At 63.9% G+C, this 19,650-nt stretch carries 8 protein-coding genes and 1 pseudogene; 4 read left to right on the top strand and 5 right to left on the bottom strand.

The features are described from left to right. Window positions 1-135 precede the first annotated feature (135 nt). Window positions 136-1,671 carry an FAD-dependent oxidoreductase gene (locus R1A29_RS18185; RefSeq protein ID WP_438299128.1) on the top strand — a complete coding sequence of 512 codons (1,536 nt, stop codon included), beginning with the start codon at window positions 136-138 and terminating at the stop codon, window positions 1,669-1,671. 4 nt (window positions 1,672-1,675) lie between these two features. Here the strand turns inward: R1A29_RS18185 and hemB are convergent, their stop codons facing one another. Both hemB and R1A29_RS18195 read right to left on the bottom strand, forming a co-directional pair. Then, on the bottom strand, window positions 1,676-2,650 hold the full coding sequence (hemB, locus tag R1A29_RS18190; RefSeq protein ID WP_003223551.1) for a porphobilinogen synthase: 975 nt from the start codon (window positions 2,648-2,650) through the stop codon (window positions 1,676-1,678). Between the two features lie 144 nt (window positions 2,651-2,794). Continuing rightward, a complete protein-coding gene (locus R1A29_RS18195) occupies window positions 2,795-3,493 on the bottom strand; it encodes a glutathione S-transferase family protein (protein WP_438299129.1) in 699 nt (232 codons plus the stop codon). A 294-nt stretch (window positions 3,494-3,787) separates the two neighbouring features. Here R1A29_RS18195 and R1A29_RS18200 point away from each other — a divergent pair, with 294 nt between their 5' ends. Next, window positions 3,788-4,462 (top strand): histidine phosphatase family protein, encoded by a 675-nt coding sequence (locus R1A29_RS18200; RefSeq protein ID WP_432217201.1) that lies wholly within the window; start codon window positions 3,788-3,790, stop codon window positions 4,460-4,462. Between the two features lie 31 nt (window positions 4,463-4,493). Here R1A29_RS18200 and mnmH read toward each other — a convergent pair whose 3' ends face one another. The 3 genes and pseudogenes from mnmH to R1A29_RS18215 form a co-directional block, all read right to left on the bottom strand. Continuing rightward, window positions 4,494-5,597 carry a tRNA 2-selenouridine(34) synthase MnmH gene (gene mnmH / locus R1A29_RS18205; RefSeq protein ID WP_438299130.1) on the bottom strand — a complete coding sequence of 368 codons (1,104 nt, stop codon included), beginning with the start codon at window positions 5,595-5,597 and terminating at the stop codon, window positions 4,494-4,496. Beyond that, entirely contained in the window at window positions 5,597-6,631 is a 1,035-nt protein-coding gene (gene selD, locus R1A29_RS18210) for a selenide, water dikinase SelD (protein WP_438299131.1), read from the bottom strand. Before selD ends, mnmH begins: the two co-directional genes overlap by 1 nt. Before the next feature lie 98 nt (window positions 6,632-6,729). After that, a pseudogene (locus tag R1A29_RS18215) lies at window positions 6,730-17,244 on the bottom strand (autotransporter-associated beta strand repeat-containing protein). A gap of 408 nt (window positions 17,245-17,652) precedes the next feature. Here R1A29_RS18215 and R1A29_RS18220 point away from each other — a divergent pair. Further along, window positions 17,653-18,612, top strand: coding sequence for a nucleoside-specific channel-forming protein Tsx (locus R1A29_RS18220; protein WP_438299132.1), 960 nt, complete (start codon window positions 17,653-17,655; stop codon window positions 18,610-18,612). Between the two features lie 14 nt (window positions 18,613-18,626). Further along, the gene (locus R1A29_RS18225; RefSeq protein WP_438299133.1) at window positions 18,627-19,649 is read left to right on the top strand and encodes a purine-nucleoside phosphorylase; all 1,023 of its coding nucleotides are present in this window, start codon (window positions 18,627-18,629) and stop codon (window positions 19,647-19,649) included. Window position 19,650: the final 1 nt, after the last annotated feature.

Below are 19,650 nucleotides of genomic sequence, written 5' to 3' on the forward strand. Positions count from 1 at the left end.
GGTTGCAGGATAGGACTGCGGGCCGGCGACGCTGTTCCATCGTCCCGTTTGGCAGGCCAACTGGCCGTGTCCGCCCGCTGATCCATACTTGCTGCTGCACACTCAGTGGCAAAGGGCACGCGAGGAGGACAGACCATGAACCGCAGTGACGTTCTGATCATCGGCGCGGGGCCCACCGGACTGGTACTGGCCCTGTGGCTGAGCAAACTGGGCGTGCGCGTGCGCATCCTCGACAAGACTTCTAGCCCCGGCACGACCTCGCGGGCGCTGGCGGTGCAGGCGCGAACGCTTGAACTGTACCGGCAACTGGACCTCGCCGAAGCCGTGGTGCGCAACGGGCATCGGGTGGCGGCGGCGAATTTCTGGGTCAAGGGCAAAGCCGTGGCGCAACTGCCGCTCAACCGCATAGGCGAAGGGCTGACGCCCTATGCTTTCCTGGAAATCTACCCGCAGGACGAACACGAGCGACTGCTGATCGACCGCCTCGAAGACTATGACGTGACCGTCGAGCGCAACACGACGCTGGAGAGCTTCACGGAAAACGGCGACGGCCTCACCGCCCATTTGCGTCTGCCGGATGGCGAGCAGGAGATTTGCCAGGCCTGCTATCTGGCGGGTTGTGACGGTGCCCGGTCGGTGGTGCGCAAGACCCTCGACACCGGTTTCCCCGGTGGCACCTATCAGCAGATTTTCTATGTCGCCGACGTGCAGGCCAGCGGCCCGGCACTCAACGGCGAGTTGCATCTGGATCTGGATGAGGCGGATTTTCTCGCGGTGTTCCCGCTGGCCGGCGAAGGTCGCGCGCGGCTGATCGGCACGGTGCGCGACGAACGTGCGGATCGCGCCGAAACCCTGGAGTTTTCCGACGTCAGCAGCCGCGCCATCGAGCACTTGAACGTGCACATCGAGGACGTCAACTGGTTCTCCACCTATCGCGTGCATCACCGGGTGGCGGATCACTTTCGCAAGGGCCGGGCGTTTCTGCTTGGCGACGCGGCCCACGTGCACAGCCCCGCCGGCGGTCAGGGCATGAACACCGGCATCGGCGATGCGATCAACCTGGCCTGGAAACTCGCGGCGGTGCTCGGCGGCGCAGCCACGCCAAAGCTGCTCGACAGCTACGAAACCGAGCGCATCGCCTTCGCCCGACGGCTGGTCTCGACCACTGACAAAGTCTTCAGTTTTGTGACTGCCGAGGGCCGCATGGCCGATCTGTTGCGCACACGACTGGCACCCTTCGTGATCCCGAAAATGGCCTCATTCGAGACCAGCCGAGAATTCCTGTTTCGCACGGTATCGCAAATCACCGTCAACTATCGGGGCATGGCATTGAGCGAAGGCGTGGCCGGGCATGTACACGGCGGCGACCGTTTGCCGTGGGCCCATGATGGCGAGGGGGACAATTACGAACCGTTGCGTAACCCGTGCTGGCAGGTGCATGTGTACGGCGACACCAGCGACGAAATGATCGCCTGGTGCAATGAACATCACTTGCCGCTGCACGTGTTCGACTGGCGGCCAGCGTTTGAAACGGCGGGACTGGGGCGCAACGGCTTTTACCTGCTGCGCCCGGATACCTACGTGGCGATTGCCGACAACAGTGCGGATCCGAAGGTGATCGAACGGTATTTTCGTGATCACGGGATCCGGCCGTTTTTCAATTGCCCCTGATCGATCAGATCCCGGCCAGCGCCAGGTCCATCGCAAAGTAGGTGAAGATCAGATCCGCACCCGCGCGTTTGATCGCACCGAGGCTTTCGCGCACCACGCGATCTTCGTCGATGGCCCCGGCCTGGGCGCCGAACTTGATCATCGCGTACTCGCCGCTGACCTGATACGCCGACAGCGGCAGGTTCGAGGCTTCGCGGATGTCGCGGATGATGTCGAGGTACGCGCCGGCCGGTTTGACCATCAGTGCATCGGCACCTTCCTGCTCGTCGAGCAACGATTCGCGCAGGGCTTCGCGGCGGTTCATCGGGTTCATCTGATAGCTTTTGCGGTCGCCCTTCAGCGCGCTGCCACCGGCCTCGCGGAACGGGCCGTAGAGCGCCGAGGCGAATTTGGTCGAGTAGGCCATGATCGGAATCTGCGTGAACCCGGCATCGTCCAGTGCCCGGCGAATCGCCCGCACCTGGCCGTCCATTGCCGCCGACGGCGCGATCACATCGGCACCGGCACGGGCGGCGGCCACGGCTTGCTTGCCGAGGTTGATCAGGGTCTGGTCGTTGTCGACTTCATGGTTGTGCATCACGCCGCAATGGCCGTGGTCGGTGTATTCGCAGAAGCAGGTGTCGGACATCACGATCATTTCCGGCACGGCGTCCTTGGCGATCCGCGACATGCGCGACACCAGACCGTTTTCGCGCCAGGTGTCGCTGCCGTTGGCGTCCAGGTGATGGGACACGCCGAAGGTCATCACCGACTTGATCCCGGCACGGGCGTAACGCTCGATCTCGCTGGCCAGTTTGCGCTCCGGAATGCGCATCACGCCGGGCATGCTTTTGATCGGCACAAAGTCGTCGATTTCTTCTTCGACGAAGATCGGCAGCACCAGATCGTTGAGCGAAAACTCGGTTTCCTGGAACAGGCTGCGCAGGCTCGCATTGCGGCGCAGACGGCGTGGACGTGCTTCGGGGAACTGACTGGACATGGGGCCTTTCCTGAAAAACGGGCAGATGAGACGAAAGTCGTAGGGGGCGAAGCTTATGCCTTGCGGGGGACGGGGTACAAACCTGGATCAATCAACAGTGCATTACCGGGCGCGCAATAATGTGCGCACCCGGCTCACACCGACTTATGAAGGGATGGTCAACCCGCGCACCACTGCCGGCCGTGCCAGGAAGCGCTCCAGCACCCGGGTGACGTTCGGGAAGTCCTTGATGCCGACCAGATCGCCCGCCTCGTAGAACCCGATCAGGTTGCGCACCCACGGGAACGTGGCGATGTCGGCGATGGTGTAGCGCTCGCCCATGATCCAGTCGCGCCCTTCGAGGCGGGTGTTGAGGACGCTGAGCAGGCGTTTGCTTTCGTCGACGTAGCGGTCGCGGGGACGCTTGTCTTCGTAGTCCTTGCCGGCGAATTTGTTGAAGAAGCCGAGCTGGCCGAACATCGGGCCTATGCCGCCCATCTGGAACATCAGCCACTGAATGGTTTCGTAGCGCAGTGCGCCGTCCTGGGCCAGCAACTGGCCGCTTTTGTCGGCGAGGTAAATCAGGATCGCGCCGGACTCGAACAACGGCAGCGGTTTGTCCTCGGGGCCGTGAGGATCGAGGATCGCCGGGATCTTGTTGTTCGGGTTCAGCGACAGGAACTCCGGGGACATCTGGTCGTTGGTGTCGAAGCCCACGCGGTGCGGCTCGTAGGGCAGACCGATCTCTTCGAGCATGATCGAGACCTTGACGCCGTTGGGGGTCGGCAAGGAATAGAGCTGAATCCAGTCAGGGTACTGCGCCGGCCACTTCTGGGTGATCGGGAACGCGGACAGATCGGTCATGGGTAGCATCCAGTCACAAAATGAAAGGCCTGAGCATAATCCACGTTTTTCACGCTGGCTCGGGTTCTTTTTGTCCCGACCTCCAGACTTACTTAAATCCGCAACATCCTGTCGCTAACCTTCTGAACAGCCATTCAGCGGTCCCGCTAGAGTTCGCCCGGCAAACGGATCGAACCAAAAGGCCTGCGGGGGCTCCAAGAAAGCCGATCAAGACAGGGAAAACACCCGGCCCCGGCAGCCTGCGGTGCAGAGGTTTGTCAGCCTTAACCGAACAGACTGAAGACCCTTTATTTCATGACGAACTTGATGAAAGTCGCCAGACGCTTCAAACATCGCACCTACGTTGTCCTGCCCTCGCTGCTGGCGATGAGCGCGCTGTTCCTGTCCCTCGAATCCAGCGAAAGCCGAGCGCAACCGGTGGACGGCACCCAGACCCTGATCTTCCTGCGCCACGGGGAAAAACCCGCGGGCGGGCTCGGCCAGCTCAACTGCCAGGGCCTGAACCGCGCCATCGAGCTGTCGACCCTGCTGCCGGAAAAATTCGGCAAGGCCGACTACGTGTTCGCCGCCAACCCGACGCGCAATGTCGAGGAAGGCGAGCTGGACAACTCCTACAGCTACATTCGCCCCCTGATGACCATCAGCCCCGCCGCGATCAAGCTCGGCCTGCCGGTGAACATCGAGTTCTCGGCCAATGACACCAGCGATCTGGCCCGGGAACTGATCGCCGACAAGTACCACAACTCGATCATCTACACCGCGTGGTCCCACGGTTACCTGCCGGAGCTGATTAACAAGGTCGCCGGCAAAGCAGTGGGCGAAAAGCAGACCATCACCGAAGACTGGGCGTCCGGTGACTATGACTCGCTGTACGTGCTGACCCTGACCTGGCACAACGGCAAGGCCAGCCTGCAAAGCCACAGCTACAAGCAAGGGCTGGACAACGGCAAGGTCACTTGCCCGACCTGAGTACCTTGGAGCCCCTGCCGGGGCTCTCGCTTCAGCGCTTCTGATTCAACCGCTGGCGCAGATACTCGATCACTGCCCCGCGCTCTCCCGCAAACTCGATCCGCGCGCCCTTCTTCTCGCGTTGAAACACATACATCGGATCGTAATATTCACGCAGCAAGCCTTCGATCCAGCCCCGGTGCAAGTCCACCGAACCGCTGCGCCCCTGCTCGGCCAGTGCGTCCTCCATCAACAGCAGCATCCGCCGGTGGCGTTCGCCGCCCAGACGTTTCTGCACATTGTTCAGGCTCTCGAGCAAACGTTCGGAGAACAGCTCGAAACCCTGCTCGCCATGCACCGTCGAAAACTCGGCCGACAGGTCCACCACGTAATCACGCAGGATTCGCTGCACCCGGTCGTCAAAACTGTCCTCCAGCCAGACCATCGGGTACTGCTGCATGCCCTGATACAACGGCAGCGGCACCGCGCAACTGCCTACCACCCGGCTCTCGTCTTCGAGGACGAACTGGTCGATACCGGCGTCGCGTTTCTTGAGGAGGTCGATGGCCAGGCGGTTTTCGAAGTCGATGTTCGATGGCTGGCCGGTGGCGCGCTTGCCGAAGCTGGAGCCGCGATGGTTGGCGTGGCCTTCCAGATCCAGACCGTTGCGCAATTGCACCAGCAGTTCGGTCTTGCCGGTGCCGGTCATGCCGCCCAGCAGCACGAAATCACATTGGGTTACCGCTTGTTCGAGGGTGTCGATCAGGAAGTTGCGCAGGGCCTTGTAACCGCCACCGATGCGCGGATAGTCGATCCCGGCCTCGCTCTTGAGCCACTGCTGGGTGATCTGCGAGCGCAGGCCACCGCGAAAACAATAGAGATAACCGTCAGGATGGGCCCGGGCGAATTCGGCCCAGGCCTCGATGCGTTCGGCCTTCACCGCGCCGGACACCAGATGGTGGCCCAGCTCGATGGCGGCCTGCTGACCATGCTGTTTGTAGCAGGTGCCGATCTTTTGCCGTTCGAGGTCATTCATCAGCGGCAGATTGACCGCCCCGGGGAACGCGCCCTTGTGAAACTCGACCGGCGCGCGGGCATCCATCAGCGGTCGGTCGTTGAGGAAAATGTCGCGGTAATCGGTGCAGTCGCGGAGCATCAAATCACCTCGACTGCGTGGGTCTGTCGCTCGACCAGTTCGCCGATCGGCGCGAGATTCAGGCCCAGCTCTGCGGCCACGGCGAGGAATTCGGCGTTGCCTTCCGGGGTCACGGCCAGTAGCAGGCCGCCACTGGTCTGCGGATCGCACAGCACTCGCTTGTGCAGTTCCTGCACGCGCCCGAGCTTGCTTGAATAGCTGTCGAAATTGCGCAAGGTGCCGCCGGGTACACAGCCCTGATCAAGGTAGTACTCGACGCTGTCCAGACGCGGCACGCGGTCATAGGCGATGCGCGCGGTGAGGTCGCTGCCATCGGCCATTTCCACCAGATGCCCGAGCAGGCCGAAACCGGTGACGTCGGTCATCGCGGTGACGCCGGCCAGTTTGCCGAAACGGCTGCCGGGCTTGTTCAGCGTGCACATCCAGTCGCGGGCCACACCGATGTCGGCGTTACGCAGCTTGCCCTTCTTTTCTGCGGTGGTGAGGATGCCGATCCCCAGCGGTTTGGTCAGGTACAGCAGGCATCCGGCGGTGGCGGTGTCGTTGCGTTTCATGAAGCGCTTTTCCACCAGACCGGTGACGGCCAGGCCGAAGATCGGTTCCGGCGCATCGATCGAATGGCCACCGGCCAGGGGAATACCCGCCGCGTCGCACACCGCACGACCACCGCGAATCACTTCTCGCGCCACTTCCGGCGCCAGCACGTTCACCGGCCAGCCGAGAATGGCGATGGCCATCAACGGGTCACCGCCCATGGCGTAGATATCGCTGATGGCGTTGGTCGCCGCGATACGGCCGAAATCGAACGGATCGTCGACGATCGGCATGAAGAAGTCGGTGGTCGACACCACACCGCGTTCGGCATCGATTTCATACACCGCCGCGTCATCGCGCGAGGCGTTGCCGACCCACAGCTTCGGGTCGAGGTTCTGCGCGCCGCTGCCGGCAAGGATCACTTCCAGCACCTGCGGCGAAATCTTGCAGCCGCAACCGGCACCGTGGCTGTATTGGGTCAGACGGATGGGTTCGCTCATGGGGCAACCTCTGGCTGGGAATGGGGCGGATTCTAGCAGAGGGGATTGCCGAGCAAAAAAAACCGCCCTTTCGGGCGGTCAAAGTGCTTCGACCACGATCAGAAGCTTTGGCTGAAGCTGATGGTCATCGCGCTGTCGTTGTTGTCGCTGGACACCTGGCCCGAATAGCCGATGCCGAGCTTGCCGGTCGGGCTGATCTGGAAGTCCACGCCGGCTTCGAGCAGCGCACTGTCCTTGGCGATCGGCACACCCTGGGTGCTGAACGACGCACCGCCGTCGATGAAGGTCAGGTCGGCATCCGGCTTGGTGTCGCCGTAGGCATGCCGCCAGCCGATGGCTGCGCGCGGGGTCAGTTGACTGCCGTTGGCCAGGGTCACCAACTTGCCGATGCGCACGCCGAGGGTCGAGTAGGTGATGTCCTGATCGGCATCGCCCTTCAGGCGCCCCACCCCGCCTTTTTCCTTGGCGGTATCGCTGTCGTAGTTGACGTAGGCCAGGCCGGCGAACGGTTCGATGGCCACGCCGGCTGCATTGATGGCATAACCCACTTCACCGAACACCTGGGCACTGCGGGCGTCGTAGTCGGCCTTCAGACGGTCGTTGTAGGCACCGACGCTGACGTCGCGTTTGGTCTCGATGCTGTGCCAGCTGTAAGCCGCGCCGAGGCGCACGGCCAGGGCATCGAACTGCGAACTCAGGTACGCCGCCAGGTGGTAGCTGTCGACCTTGGCATCGGAGTTGCGATCGTGGGCGTTGAGGTTGCCACGGGTGTAACCCGCGGCCATCCCGGCGCGCCATTGATCGTCGAGCTGCTTGTCGGTGCCAAGCATGAAACCGCCGAGGCTGCGATCGACTTTCGCCGTGTTGCTGTCGCCGCCCATGTCGCCCCAGGCACCGATGGCGCGGGCCCAGCCGACCATTTCACCGTGGCAACCGTTGCTGCTCAACTGGGTGTCGCTCGGTGCCAGGGTCCGACGTGGATCGTCCGACGCGCTGCAAGTCGGTTGACGCATCCGGTCATTGACCGCTTCACGCACGAAACGTGAATCCTCGAGGACCGCACTGGCGGTGCTGGCATGGATTTCCCCGGACAGACTGTCGAAGGCGTGACGCGCACCGGCTACGCTGAGGTTGACGATTTCATTCTGCAACGCAGCACCCGCCGGACCGTTGCGCATCAACGCCGAGGCGGTGTTGCGCTGGTTGCGGGTGGCGGCGACGTCGGCGAACGAATTGCCGTTGCGGCTGACCACCAGGTTCACCGCGTCAGGGCTGTACACCAGCGCCGTGTCGAGGAACGCGTACTGCGGCAGATCGGCGGCGCTGAAGGTGCCATTCACGCCGCCGCCGGCGGTGATCAGCGAGTACACGGTGTTGCCGGTGAACGGCGCCAGGCTGTTCACTTGCAGGCCACCGCCCAGGGTTGCCGTGCCGCCGACGGCCAGAGGCGTAGCGGTTGGCGAGCTGACCGTCAGAGCCAGCACACCGTCCGGGGCGTTGGTCAGGTTGCCCGCCACACTCAGGGTACCGTCACCGCCACCGGAGGCCACCACACCGTGGTTGACCACCGAACCGACGCTGCCGTTACCGCTCAGACCCGCGCCGTTGGCCACCGTTACCTGGCCGCCCAGGGAAGCCCGAGCCGCACGGCTGCCGACTTGCAGCACGCCCTGATCGACCGAAACGGTGCCGCTGAACGGCTGGTCACCGGTCAACAACAAGGTTCCGGCACCGCGTTTGGCCATCGCACCGATACCGCTGAGACGACCGTTGAACTGGCCATTGGTGTTCTGCTGGAACACCAGCGAAGCGTTGTCGACGATATTGCCTTGCAGGCTGGTGGTGTTACCGATCAGCGTACCGCCGCTGACGGTGGTGCCACCGCTGTAGGTGTTGGCACCGGTCAGGATCAGCGTGCCGGCGTCGAGTTTCTCGATCCCGCCAGTGCCAACCAGCGGCACATCGATTTGCGTGCTGGCACCGGCGTTGACGCGGATCGGTGCCGGTGTACCGCCCGCACCGTTGACCGGCGTCAGCGTATCGCCGGCATCCGGCACCAGGCTGTAACCGTTGACAAGGAATTGCAGTCCCGTGAATTGCTGATTGCCCTGCACGGTGACCGTACCGCCCTGCCCGCCAAACACCGCGAACTGGCCGTTGGAGCCCTGCGCCTGAGTGCCGGTCGGGTCGGTCCAGTTGGTGCCTGGCCCCCACACGCCGCTGCCGCCGCCGATGCTGCCGTCCGGGTTGGTCTTGCCACCGTTCCAGAACTGCACCTCGCCAGGCGTGTTCTGAACCAGCAGGTTGATCTGATTGGCCAGCGAGGTTTGCAACGTCAGGTTGGCTGCAGAAACCGGCAGGCTGCCGTAGACCAGACCGTTGTCGGTCAGCGTGCCGCCGTAGGTGAACAGTTGATACACACCGGTGCCGAAGCCGCCGGAGTTAGTGATGTTCAGCGTGCCGTCGAGGGTCAGGTTGCCGGCAACGTTGACCACGGTCGTGGAGCTGGCGGCCGAGCCGAGGGTGAAGTCCAGATTGCTCCCCGAAGACAGCGCCAGGGATCCGACCGACAACGGCGTCGCGCTGCCGCCACCCAGCAGGGTCGCACCGCTGGCCAGTTGCACAGCCCCACCGAACTGGCCGCCGCCCCCGATCTTCGCGCCGCTGGCGACATTGACACTGGCACTGTTGAGTACGCCATTGACGTTCAGCGTACCGGCCTGAACCGAGGTGTTGCCGGTGAAGGTGTTGTTGCCGGTCAGCAGCAAGGCACCGGTGCCGGTTTTGTTCAGAATGCCGGCGCCGGTCAAATTGCCGGTGTAGCTGCCGTCGCTGTTCTGCTCGAAGGTAAGCGTCGCGTTGTTGACGATGGCGCCTTGCAGGCTGCTGGTGTCGCCACGGGTAGTGCCGCCGTTCAGCGTGGTGCCGCCGCTGTAGGTGTTGGCACCGCTGAGCAACAGATCGCCATTGCCGTTTTTCACCAGGCTGCCGCTGCCGGTGACCGCACCGATCAGCGTGGTGTTCTGGTTGCCGGCCAGGGTCAGTTCCGCGCCCAGGTTGATGGCGTTGGCCAGTTGCAGCGCCGAGGTGCTGTCGAGAGTGCCGTTACCCGACACAGTCAGAGCACCGCTGCTGATCGCGCTGTTGTTGCCCAGAACCAGCGTACCGCCAGCGAGCTGGGTACCGCCGCTGTAGGTGTTGCTGCCATTGAGCGTCAAGCTCGATGCGCCGGTCTTGATCAGGCTGCCGCTGCCGCTGACCACGCCGCCGAGGGTCAATGCGTTGGAGCCGGCAACGGTGAGCCCACCGTTGAGCACCACATCATTGGCCAGGCTGACCGCCGTGTTGCTGTCCAGCGCCGTGCCGTTGGCGGCGGTCAATACGCCGTTGCCAAGGGCCGCATTGTTGCCGACCACAATCTTGCCGCCGTTGAGCGCGGTGCCGCCGGTGTAACCGTTGGCGGCGTTGAGCACCAGGGTGCCGGTATCGTATTTACCCAGCGTGCCGGCGCCATTGAGTGCGACACCGATGGTCGCCGTAGCGTTCGGATCGACCCGCACGGTGGCATTGCCCAGCGAACCGTTGACCAGATTCAGCGAACCCGCCGTGCCGTTCTGCAGGCTGTAGCCATCGGTGACGAACTGCATGCCGGTGATGGTTTGCGCGCCGTTGACGGTCACGGTGCCTGCCGCGCCCTGGAACACCGCGAAGTTGTTGGTCCAGGCCTGATTGGTGGTGCCGTTGACGTCGGTCCAGTTGGTGGTCCCGGTACCCCAGGTGCCGCTGCCGCCATCCACCGAACCGTTGGCGATCAGTTGGTTGCCGTCCCAGAATTGCACGGTGACGCCCGGTGCGGTGACCAGCAGGTTGATCTGGTTGGCCAGCGCGGTTTGCAGGGTCAGGTCGCCCGGCGTGACGCTGCCCGGCACAGTGCCGATCAGCATGCCGTTGTCGGTCAGGCCGCCGGTGTAGTTGATCAACCGGTACACGCCGCTGCCGAAACCGCCGATGTCGCTGACGTTAAGGGTGCCGTCGAGGGTCAGGTTGCCGCCGACGTTGACCAGCGCGTTACCGCCACCGGACACCGGTGCGCCGAGGCCGACGTCGAAGTTGGAGTTGGCGTTGAACACCAGCGAGTTGACCGACAGGGTGCTGCCGGTGGCGCCGGCCAGATGACCGCCATCCGCCACGGTCACCGCCCCGCCGAGCGAGCCGCCGCCGGTCAGGGTGCCGCCGCTATTGACCAGTACGCTGGCGCTGTCCAGCGAACCGCTGACGTTCAAGGTGCCGGCGTTGACCGTGGTGTTGCCGGTCAGGCTGTTGAGGCCGGTCAGGGTCAGCGTTCCGGTGCCGAGTTTGCTCAGTTCGCCGGTGCCGGTGAGTACACCGTCGAAAATGCTGCTGGCGTTGTTGCCGCCGATGCTCAGGGTGTTGCCGCCGCCGATCAGCGCTGTACCGCTACCGGTCAGGCTGGCGAGGCTGCCGGAACCGCCGAGGTTCAGGGTCGCCGCAGCGCCGAGATTGACCCCGGCGTTGCTGCCCAGTGCCGAGTTGCCCAGAGTGGTGAGGCTGCCGGCCTGCACATCGAAGGTGCCGCTGAAGGTGTTGTTGCCGGTCAGCGTCAGGTCGGCCAGACCGTTCTTGGTCAGGGTGCCCGCCCCGGCGATCACGCCACCGAGGGTCAGGTTGTTGTTGCCCGCCACGCTGAGGTTGGCATTGACGTTGAGGTTGTTGGCCAACACCAGCGGCGCCGTGGTGTCGAGGGTCGACGCGCCCGCCACGGTCACCGCGCCGGAGCCCAAGCCCGCCGAGGTGCCGAGAGTCACGGTGCCGGCATTCAGCGTGGTACCACCGCTGTAGGTGTTAATGCCATTGAGGGTCAGGTTGGAGGCGCCGTTCTTGATCAGTCCACCGGTGCCGCTGACTACGCCGCTGAGGGCAACGTCGCTGTTACCGGTGTTGGTCAGGTTGGCGTTGAGCACCACGTTGTTGCCCAGCGACACCGAGGTGTTGCTGTCCAGCGCCGAGGCACCGGCCACGGTCAGGTTGCCCAGACCGAGGGCGCCGTTGCTGCCGGCGGTCAAGGTGCCGGCATTGAGGGTGACGCCGCCGAGGAAGTTGTTGGCGCCGCTCAGGATCAGGTTGGCCGCGCCGTTCTTGGTCAGGTTGCCGGCGCCGTTGATGGCGCCGGACAATGTCAGGTCGTTGCTGCCGACGATAGCAAGGTTGCCCGCCAGGTTGATCGCGTTGCTCGCGCTGAAGGCGCCGCTGGCATCGAGTGTGGTGCCGTTGGCCGCGTTCAGGGTGGCCGAGCCCAGCGCGCTGTTCGACGCCAGAATCAGACCGCCCGCGTTCAGTGCCACCGGCCGAGGAAGGCGTTGTTGCCACCGAGGGTCAGGCTGGCCGAACCGTTCTTGATCAAGCCGCCGGTGCCGGAAATGACACCGTTGAGGGTCAGCGCATTGCTGCCGAGCACGGTGAGGTTGCCATTCAGCGTGGTCGCATTAGTCAGGGTCACGGCGGTGTTGCTGTCGAGTTGCGTGCCGGCATTGGCGATCAGCGCGCCGGTGCCCAGTGCGGTGTTGCTGCCGACAACCAGGGTGCCGCCATCCAGTTGGGTGCCGCCGGTGTAGCTGTTGGCGCCGTTGAGCACCAGGGTGCCGGCGTCGAGTTTGTTGAGAATGCCGCCGCCATCGATGTTCACACCGACCGTGGCAGTCACGCCCGGATCGACCCGCATCGCCGTGGTGCCACCACTGCCGTTGACCGCGGTCAGCAGACCCGACGTACCGTTCACCACGTTGTAGCCATTGGTGAGGAATTGCATTCCGGTGAACAGTTGCGTGCCGTTGACCGACACCGTGCCCGCCGTGCCTTGGAACACCGCGAAGTCGCCGGCCCAGGTCTGGTTCAGCGTGCCGTTGGAATTGGTCCAGTTGGTGCCGCCGGCATCCCAGGTACCCGTGCCGCCATCCACCGTGCCGTTCGGGATTGTCTGGCTGCCGTCCCAGAAACGCAGGTTGGTGTTCGGCGCCGACACTACCAGATTCACCTGATTACCCAGGGTCTGCACGAGGATGTCGCCGAGGCCGTAACCCACCGGCACGCCGGCCACGGTCAGGCCGTTGTCGGTCAGTGCACCGATGAAGTTGAACAGCCGATAGACGCCGACACCGAAACCGCCGGCATCGGTGACGTTGAGATTACCGTCGAGGGTCAGGTTGCCGCCGATGTTCATCAGCGAACTGGTCGATGGTGTGGCGAGGCTTGCGTCGACGTTGCTGTTGGCGGTGAGGATCAGCGACGAGGTGGAAAAGGTATTGCCCGAGGACAACGCCAGATGACCACCGCTGTTGACGGTGATGACGCCAAGCGCCGAACCGGTACCTGTGAGCGTGGCGCCGTTGTTGACGTTGAGCTGAGTGCTGGCCAGGGAACCGGTGAGATTCAGCGTGCCGGCGTTGACATTGGTATTGCCGGTAATGCCGCTGCTGCCGGTGAGGTTCAGCGTCCCGGTACCGACCTTGGTCAGCGCACCGCTGCCGCCGAGGTCGCCGTCGAAGGTGCTGGTGCTGTTCACGCCGCCCACGGTCAGGGTGTTACCGCCGGCGATCTGCACACTGCCGCTGCCGCTCAGCCCGTTGAGGCTGGCGCTGCTGTTGAGATAGAGATTGGCGCCGGCGCTGATGTTGGCGCCGGAGGTGTTGCCCAGAGCCCCGCTGCTCACGGTGGTGACGCTGCCGGAGGCGATGTTCAGCGCACCGGTGAAGGTGTTGTTGCCGCTGAGTGTCAGGTCGCCGAAGCCGTCCTTGGTCAGACTGCCGGCGCCATCAATCACGCCGCTGAGGTTCAGGGTATTGCTGCCGGCCAGGGTCAGGCCGGCGTTGAGGGTGATGTTGTTGCCGATGCTCATGCCGGCGCTGGTGTCCAGCGTCGAAGCGCCACCGACGGTCAGGCCGCCACTGCCCAACGCAGCGGCCGAGCCCAGTGTCAGCGTACCGGCGTTGAGGGTGCTGCCGCCGCTGTAGGTGTTGGTGCCGTTGACGGTCAGGTTGGCCGCGCCGTTCTTGATCAACTGGCCGGCGCCGCTGACCACACCGCCGAGGGTCAGGTCCTGGGTGCCGCCGACGCTCAGTGCCGCATTCAGCACGACCGCGTTGGCCAGGCTGACCAGCGGCGAACTGCTGTCGAGGGTTGCTGCGCCACCGACGGTCAGGGCGCCGGTGCCGAGGGCCGAGCTGTTGCCGGCGGTCACTGTACCGGCATTCAGCGTGGTACCGCCGACGTAAGTGTTGGTGCCATTGAGGTTGAGATTGGCCGCGCCGTTTTTCACCAGACTGCCGGCTCCGGCGACAGTGCCAGTGAGGGTCAGGTCTGCGCTGCCACCCACGTTCATCGCACCGGCCAGGTTGACCTGATTGCCCAGCGTGACGGCGGTGTTGGTGTCCAGCGTGGTGCCCGCCGCGGCGTTCAATGCGCCGCTGCCGAGCGCGGTGTTGCTGCCGACAATCAGCTTGCCGACGTTGAGTGCGGTGTTGCCGAAGTAGGTGTTGGCGCCGTTGAGAATCAGGTCGGCGGGGCCGCTTTTGGTCAGGCCGCCGACACCGGAGACCACGCCCGCGAGGGTCAGCGCGTTGCTGCCGCCGATGGTCACGTTGCCGCCGAGGTTGACGTTGTTGGCCAGGCTGGTCGCAGTGCTGGCGTCCAGCGTGGTGTTGTTGCCGGCGTTGAGTACGCCGGTGCCGAGCGCAGTGTTGGAGCCGACGATCAGTGTCCCGGCGTTCAGCGATGTAGCGCCGGTGTAGGTGTTGTTGCCGGTCAGGGTCAGGGTCGAAGAACCGGTCTTGATCAGGTTGCTGCCACCGCTGATCACGCCGCCGAGGGTCAGCGGGTTGGCGCCGCCGGCAGTCAGGTTGGCGTTCAGCGCAATCGCGTTGTTCAGCGTCACGTTGGCGCTGCTGTTGAGCGTTGCGCTCCCCCACGGTCAGCGTGCCGGTACCGAGTGCCGCGCCGTTGCCGACGGTCAGGCTGCCGGCGTTGAGCGTGGTGCCACCGGTGAAGGTGTTGGCGCCGTTGACGGTCAGGTTGGCGGTGCCGTTCTTGATCAGCTGACTGGCGCCACTGAGCACGCCGCCCAGGATCAAGCCGTTGCTGCCAGCGATGGACAGGTTGCCGTTGAGGGCGACGTTGTTGTTGAGGATGACCGAGGTGTTGCTGTCGAGGGTCGCGGCATTGGCGACGGTCAAGTCGCCGCTGCCCAATGCGGCAGCGTTGCCGACGGTCAGGGTACCGGCGTTCAGCGTGGTGCCGCCGCTGAAGGTGTTGGCACCGTTGAGAATCAGGTTGGCCGCGCCGTTCTTGGTCAGTCCGCCGCTGCCGCTGACCACGCCACCGAGGGTCAGGTTAGAGGTGCCGGCGATGTTCAGGTTGCCGCCGAGGGCGACGGCGTTACTCAGGGCCACGGCGGTGCTGGCATCGAGGGTGGTGCCTGCCGCCGTGGTCAGCGCGCCGGTCCCGAGCGCGGTGTTGGAGCCGACGATCAGCGTCCCGTTATTCAGCGTCGTACCACCGGAGAAGGTGTTGTTGCCGCTGAGGGTCAGGTTCGCGGTGCCGCCCTTGATCAGGCTGCCGGCGCCGCTGATGACGCCGCTCAGGCCAAGCGCCTGAGTGCCGCCGATGGTCAGCCCTCCCGCCAGTGCCACAGCGTTGGCCAGCGTCACCGCCGTGGTCGCATCCAGTGTGGTGCCGGCCGCTGCGTTCAATGCGCCGGTGCCGAGGGCGGTGTTGCTGCCGACGAACAAGGTGCCGCCGTTGAGCGCGGTGGTGCCACTGTTGGTGTTGTTGCCGGTCAGGGTCAGGCTGGCGCTGCCGCTCTTGGTGATCGCGCCGGTGCCGGAGACGATGCCGGCCAAAGTCAGGGCATTGCTGCCGAGCACGTTCAACGCACCGGTGATGCCGACGTTGTTGGCCAGGGTCACGTTGCCGGTGCTGTCGAGGCTGGTGCCGTTGCTGGTGTTGAGGACCCCGGTGCCCAGGGCGTTGTTGTTGCCCACGCGCAAGGTGCCGGCGCTGAGGCTGGTGATCCCGGTGTAGGTGTTGATGCCGTTGAGGGTCAGGCTGCCGCTGCCGGTCTTGGTCAGGTTGGCGGCGCCGCTGATCACCCCGCCCAGGGTCAGCGCACCGGTGCCGGTCGCGGTCAGGGTGCTGTTGAGCGTGATCGCGTTGGCCAGCGAAATCGGCGCCGTCGCCGAAATGCTCGAAGAACCGCCAACGGTGATGCCGCCGGTGCTGAATGCCTGGTTGTTGCCCACCAGCACTACACCGCCGTTGAGCACGGTGTTGCCGGTGTAAGTGTTGATACCGTTGAGGTTGAGCTGGCCGCTACCGATCTTGGTCAGGCCGCCAGAACCGGAAATCACACCGTTCAGGGTCGTGCCGTTGATGCCCTGCAGGGTCAGGCCGCCGGCACCGAGGTTGATCTGGTTGGCCAGGGTCAAACCGGCGTTGCTGGCCTGAAGGATCCCGCCATTGGACGTCAGCACACCGCTGCCGAACGCGCCGTTGTCGTTGAACTGCGCGACACCGCCATTGAGGGTGGTCGCACCGCTGACCAACGGGCCCTGCAAGGTCCAGGTGCCGCTGTTGAGGGTCAGGTTGTTGAAGTTGACGTAGGTCGCGCTGGACGCCGTGCCGGTCCCGGTGGTGCCGCCGCCGAGGCCGATCGGGTTTTGCAGGATCAGCGTGTTGGTACCGGCTGCGCCGCCATCGATCGTCCCGGTCGGGGCGAAGGTCAGGTTGACGCCGATCAGGCCACCGAGTCCGACGGAGACTTGCACACCGTCACCGACGTTAACGCTGGAACCGGTGATTGCGTAGAAAGTGTTGGTGCTGCCCGCCCCCATCGACAAACCGCCGGTGATGTTACCGGCGTTGGTGAAGGTGTTGCCCGCCACTGACGTTTCGAATGCCATCCGGCCGTTGATCGTGCCGCTGGCGCTGTTGGTCATGTTGACCTGCGAACCGCCATACACCCCGACCACCGGGGTATCAGCCAGGGTAATGCCGCCGACCGACAGCCCGGTCGAGGTAATCGTGCCGTCGTTGGTGATGGTCGTGGTGCCCGACACCGAGTTGTTCACGGCAATCCCCAGACCGTCGATGCTGGTCAGGTTGAGGCCGAGCAACATGCCGGTGCCGCGAATGATCCCGGTGGTGTTGTTGGCGATGCTCACCGTGCTGGTCGCGCCGGTACCGATGAACGCACCGCCACTGAGAATCGAAACCAGGCCGAGCAAGGCCGGGTCGAGGGTCCCGGAGTTGTTCAGATTGATGTTGGCCCCGGTCAGGTTGATCACCTTGCCGCCCAGCGTCGCGTTCATCTGCGCGCCATTGGTGACGTTGACCGTCACGCCGCTGCTGGCGCTGCTGTAGTCATTGAGGAACAGCGGCAGGGTCGGAACACCCGAACAGGTGATCGTCGAGCCCGCGGCCGAGCAGGTGGCGAACGCCTGCTCGCTGACCCCGCCGAACAGAAGTCCGGCGACGCTCAGGTGCACTGCAAGGGAAAGTGGGGAAAAGCGCGAAACGAGGGCGACACCAAACCTTGCTTCCACGGGTTACTCCTTTCGTGGCCAATTTCATCCTTGAAGGCGTGCGAAGGCGGCAAGATCCAACACGCGTATCAAGCGTATGACGGTCATCAGATAAACCGTCTATTCCAGACACACGCTAGTTGATGCCCTGCGATGGGGCATTGATTAAATAGTGTTAATACTTTTGTGCGATAAGGCGCTGCGGTGATACTTCCAGCCGTTCTGAACAAGGTTTTGAGGTGCTTGATTCGGGCCTGGCCTGCACCTGACCGAGGCGCCAGATAAACCACCGAATTGATCGATTTTTCAGGGCATTGCGAAAATTGGTACGGCTTGTGCAAACGTTTGCGAGTCGCTGTTGACCGCATTTTCGTAACAAAACCGTACAGCCCCGAAAAACCGGGCCCTGATCCGCAAAAAGGACTTTGAATGCACGTTTCTTCCTGCCGCCACCGTCGTGGTGCGCGACCGTTTGCTGTTTCCCTGCTACTGGCCGGCGTTACCGGATTTCTCAGCCACCCTGCGCTGGCGCAACCTGCCTTGCCTGAGGAATCCGCCCAGGGCGAAGCCCTCAGCCCCGAAGCCAGCCCGCCGAAAAAAGGCGCGTACCTGTCGGACTGGTACAACCAGGACCTGATGCTGATCGGCAGCAAAGACATCAGCTTCGGCCCGCAACCGGCCGACGATATCTACCTGGAATACGAATACTTCGGGCGTAAAGGTCCGTTCGAGCTGTACGGCTACATCGACATTCCGAAGATCTTCAACATCGGCAACAGCCACGACAAAGGCGTGTGGGATCACGGCTCGCCGGTGTTCATGGAGCACGAACCGCGCATTTCCATCGACTACCTCGCCGGCCGCAGCCTGGCCATCGGGCCGTTCAAGGAATGGTACGTGGCGTTCGACTGGATTTACGACCACGGCAGCCGCAAGGAAAACCGCGCCAACACGCTGTACAGCGGTCTGGGGACCGACATCGACACCCACTCACGGGTCAATCTGTCGGCCAACCTGTACGGGCGCTACCAGTGGGAAAACTACGGCGCCAGCAATGAATACTCGTGGGACGGCTACCGTGCGCAGCTCAAGTACATCGTGCCGATCGACAAATTCAGCAACGGTGCCTCGCTGACCTACATTGGCTTCACCAACTTCGACTTCGGCTCGGACCTGCACAAGGACAACCCGGCGCGCACCGCCAATGCCACGGTGGCGACCAACGTGTTGCTGTACTCGTTCACCCACCTGCGTTTCACCCTGGTCGGCCGTTACTTCCACAACGGCGGCAACTGGGAGGACGGCAGCGAGCTGAACTTCGGCGACGGCAACTTCCGCGCACGTTCCAATGGCTGGGGTTACTACGCCGGCATCGGTTATCAGTTCTGAATTCAGGAGCCATCATGAAAGCAATGACGCGTGTATCACTGGCCGCTGCGGCCCTGCTCTCCTCCACCGCCTGGGCGGCTGAGGCGCCGATTCAACCGAAAGTGGTGCTGATCACCATGTTCGCCCCGGAGGCGCAAAACTGGATCGAGCGCCTCGAACTCAAGCAGGAAATCCGCGTACCGGGCCTGTCGGCCGAGTACCCGACCATCCGCTGCAACACGCAGCAGGTGTGCCTGATGACCACCGGCATGGGCCAGACCAACGCCGCTGCCTCGACCCTGGCACTGGCGCTGTCACCGAAATTCGACCTGCGCAAAAGCTACTTCCTGATCGCCGGGATTGCCGGCATCAGCCCGAAACACGGGACCATCGGCACCGCCGCCTGGGCGCACTATCTGGTGGAGTTCGGCACCCAGTGGGAACTGGATTCACGCGATGCGCCCTCGAGCTGGCCGACCGGTTACCTCGGCATCAACACCAAAGGCCCGAACGAAAAACCGCCGCTGGACTACAAGACCGAGGTCTTCGAACTCAACCCGAAACTGCAGGCCAAGGCCTTCGCCCTGAGCCACAAGGTCGAACTGAGCGAGAGCAAGGAGTCGGCCGCGTGGCGCCAGAAATACCCGGCAGCACCGGCCAATCAGCCGCCGGTGGTCACCCGCTGCGACACGCTGGCGGGCAACACCTGGTTCTCCGGCACCCGTCTGAGCGAACGTGCCGAGGTCTGGACCAAAGTGCTGACCGACAACAAGGGTGAATACTGCACCACCCAACAGGAAGACAACTCCACCTACGAGGCGTTGTTGCGCGCCAGCCGCGAGGGCCTGGTGGACGTGCAGCGCCTGGCCGTGGTGCGCGCCGGCTCCGACTTCGACCGCCCGGCGCCGGGCGGCAGCGAAGTGGACAACCTGCTCAAGTACGCCGATCAGGGCGGATTCGTACCGGCACTGGAAAACCTCTACCGCACGGGGAATCCGCTGGTGCAGGACATCCTCAAGCACTGGTCGGCGTGGGAGCACGGCGTGCCGGACGCATAAG

The organism is Pseudomonas sp. NMS19W, assembly GCF_051554255.1.
GTDB lineage: Bacteria > Pseudomonadota > Gammaproteobacteria > Pseudomonadales > Pseudomonadaceae > Aquipseudomonas > Aquipseudomonas kribbensis.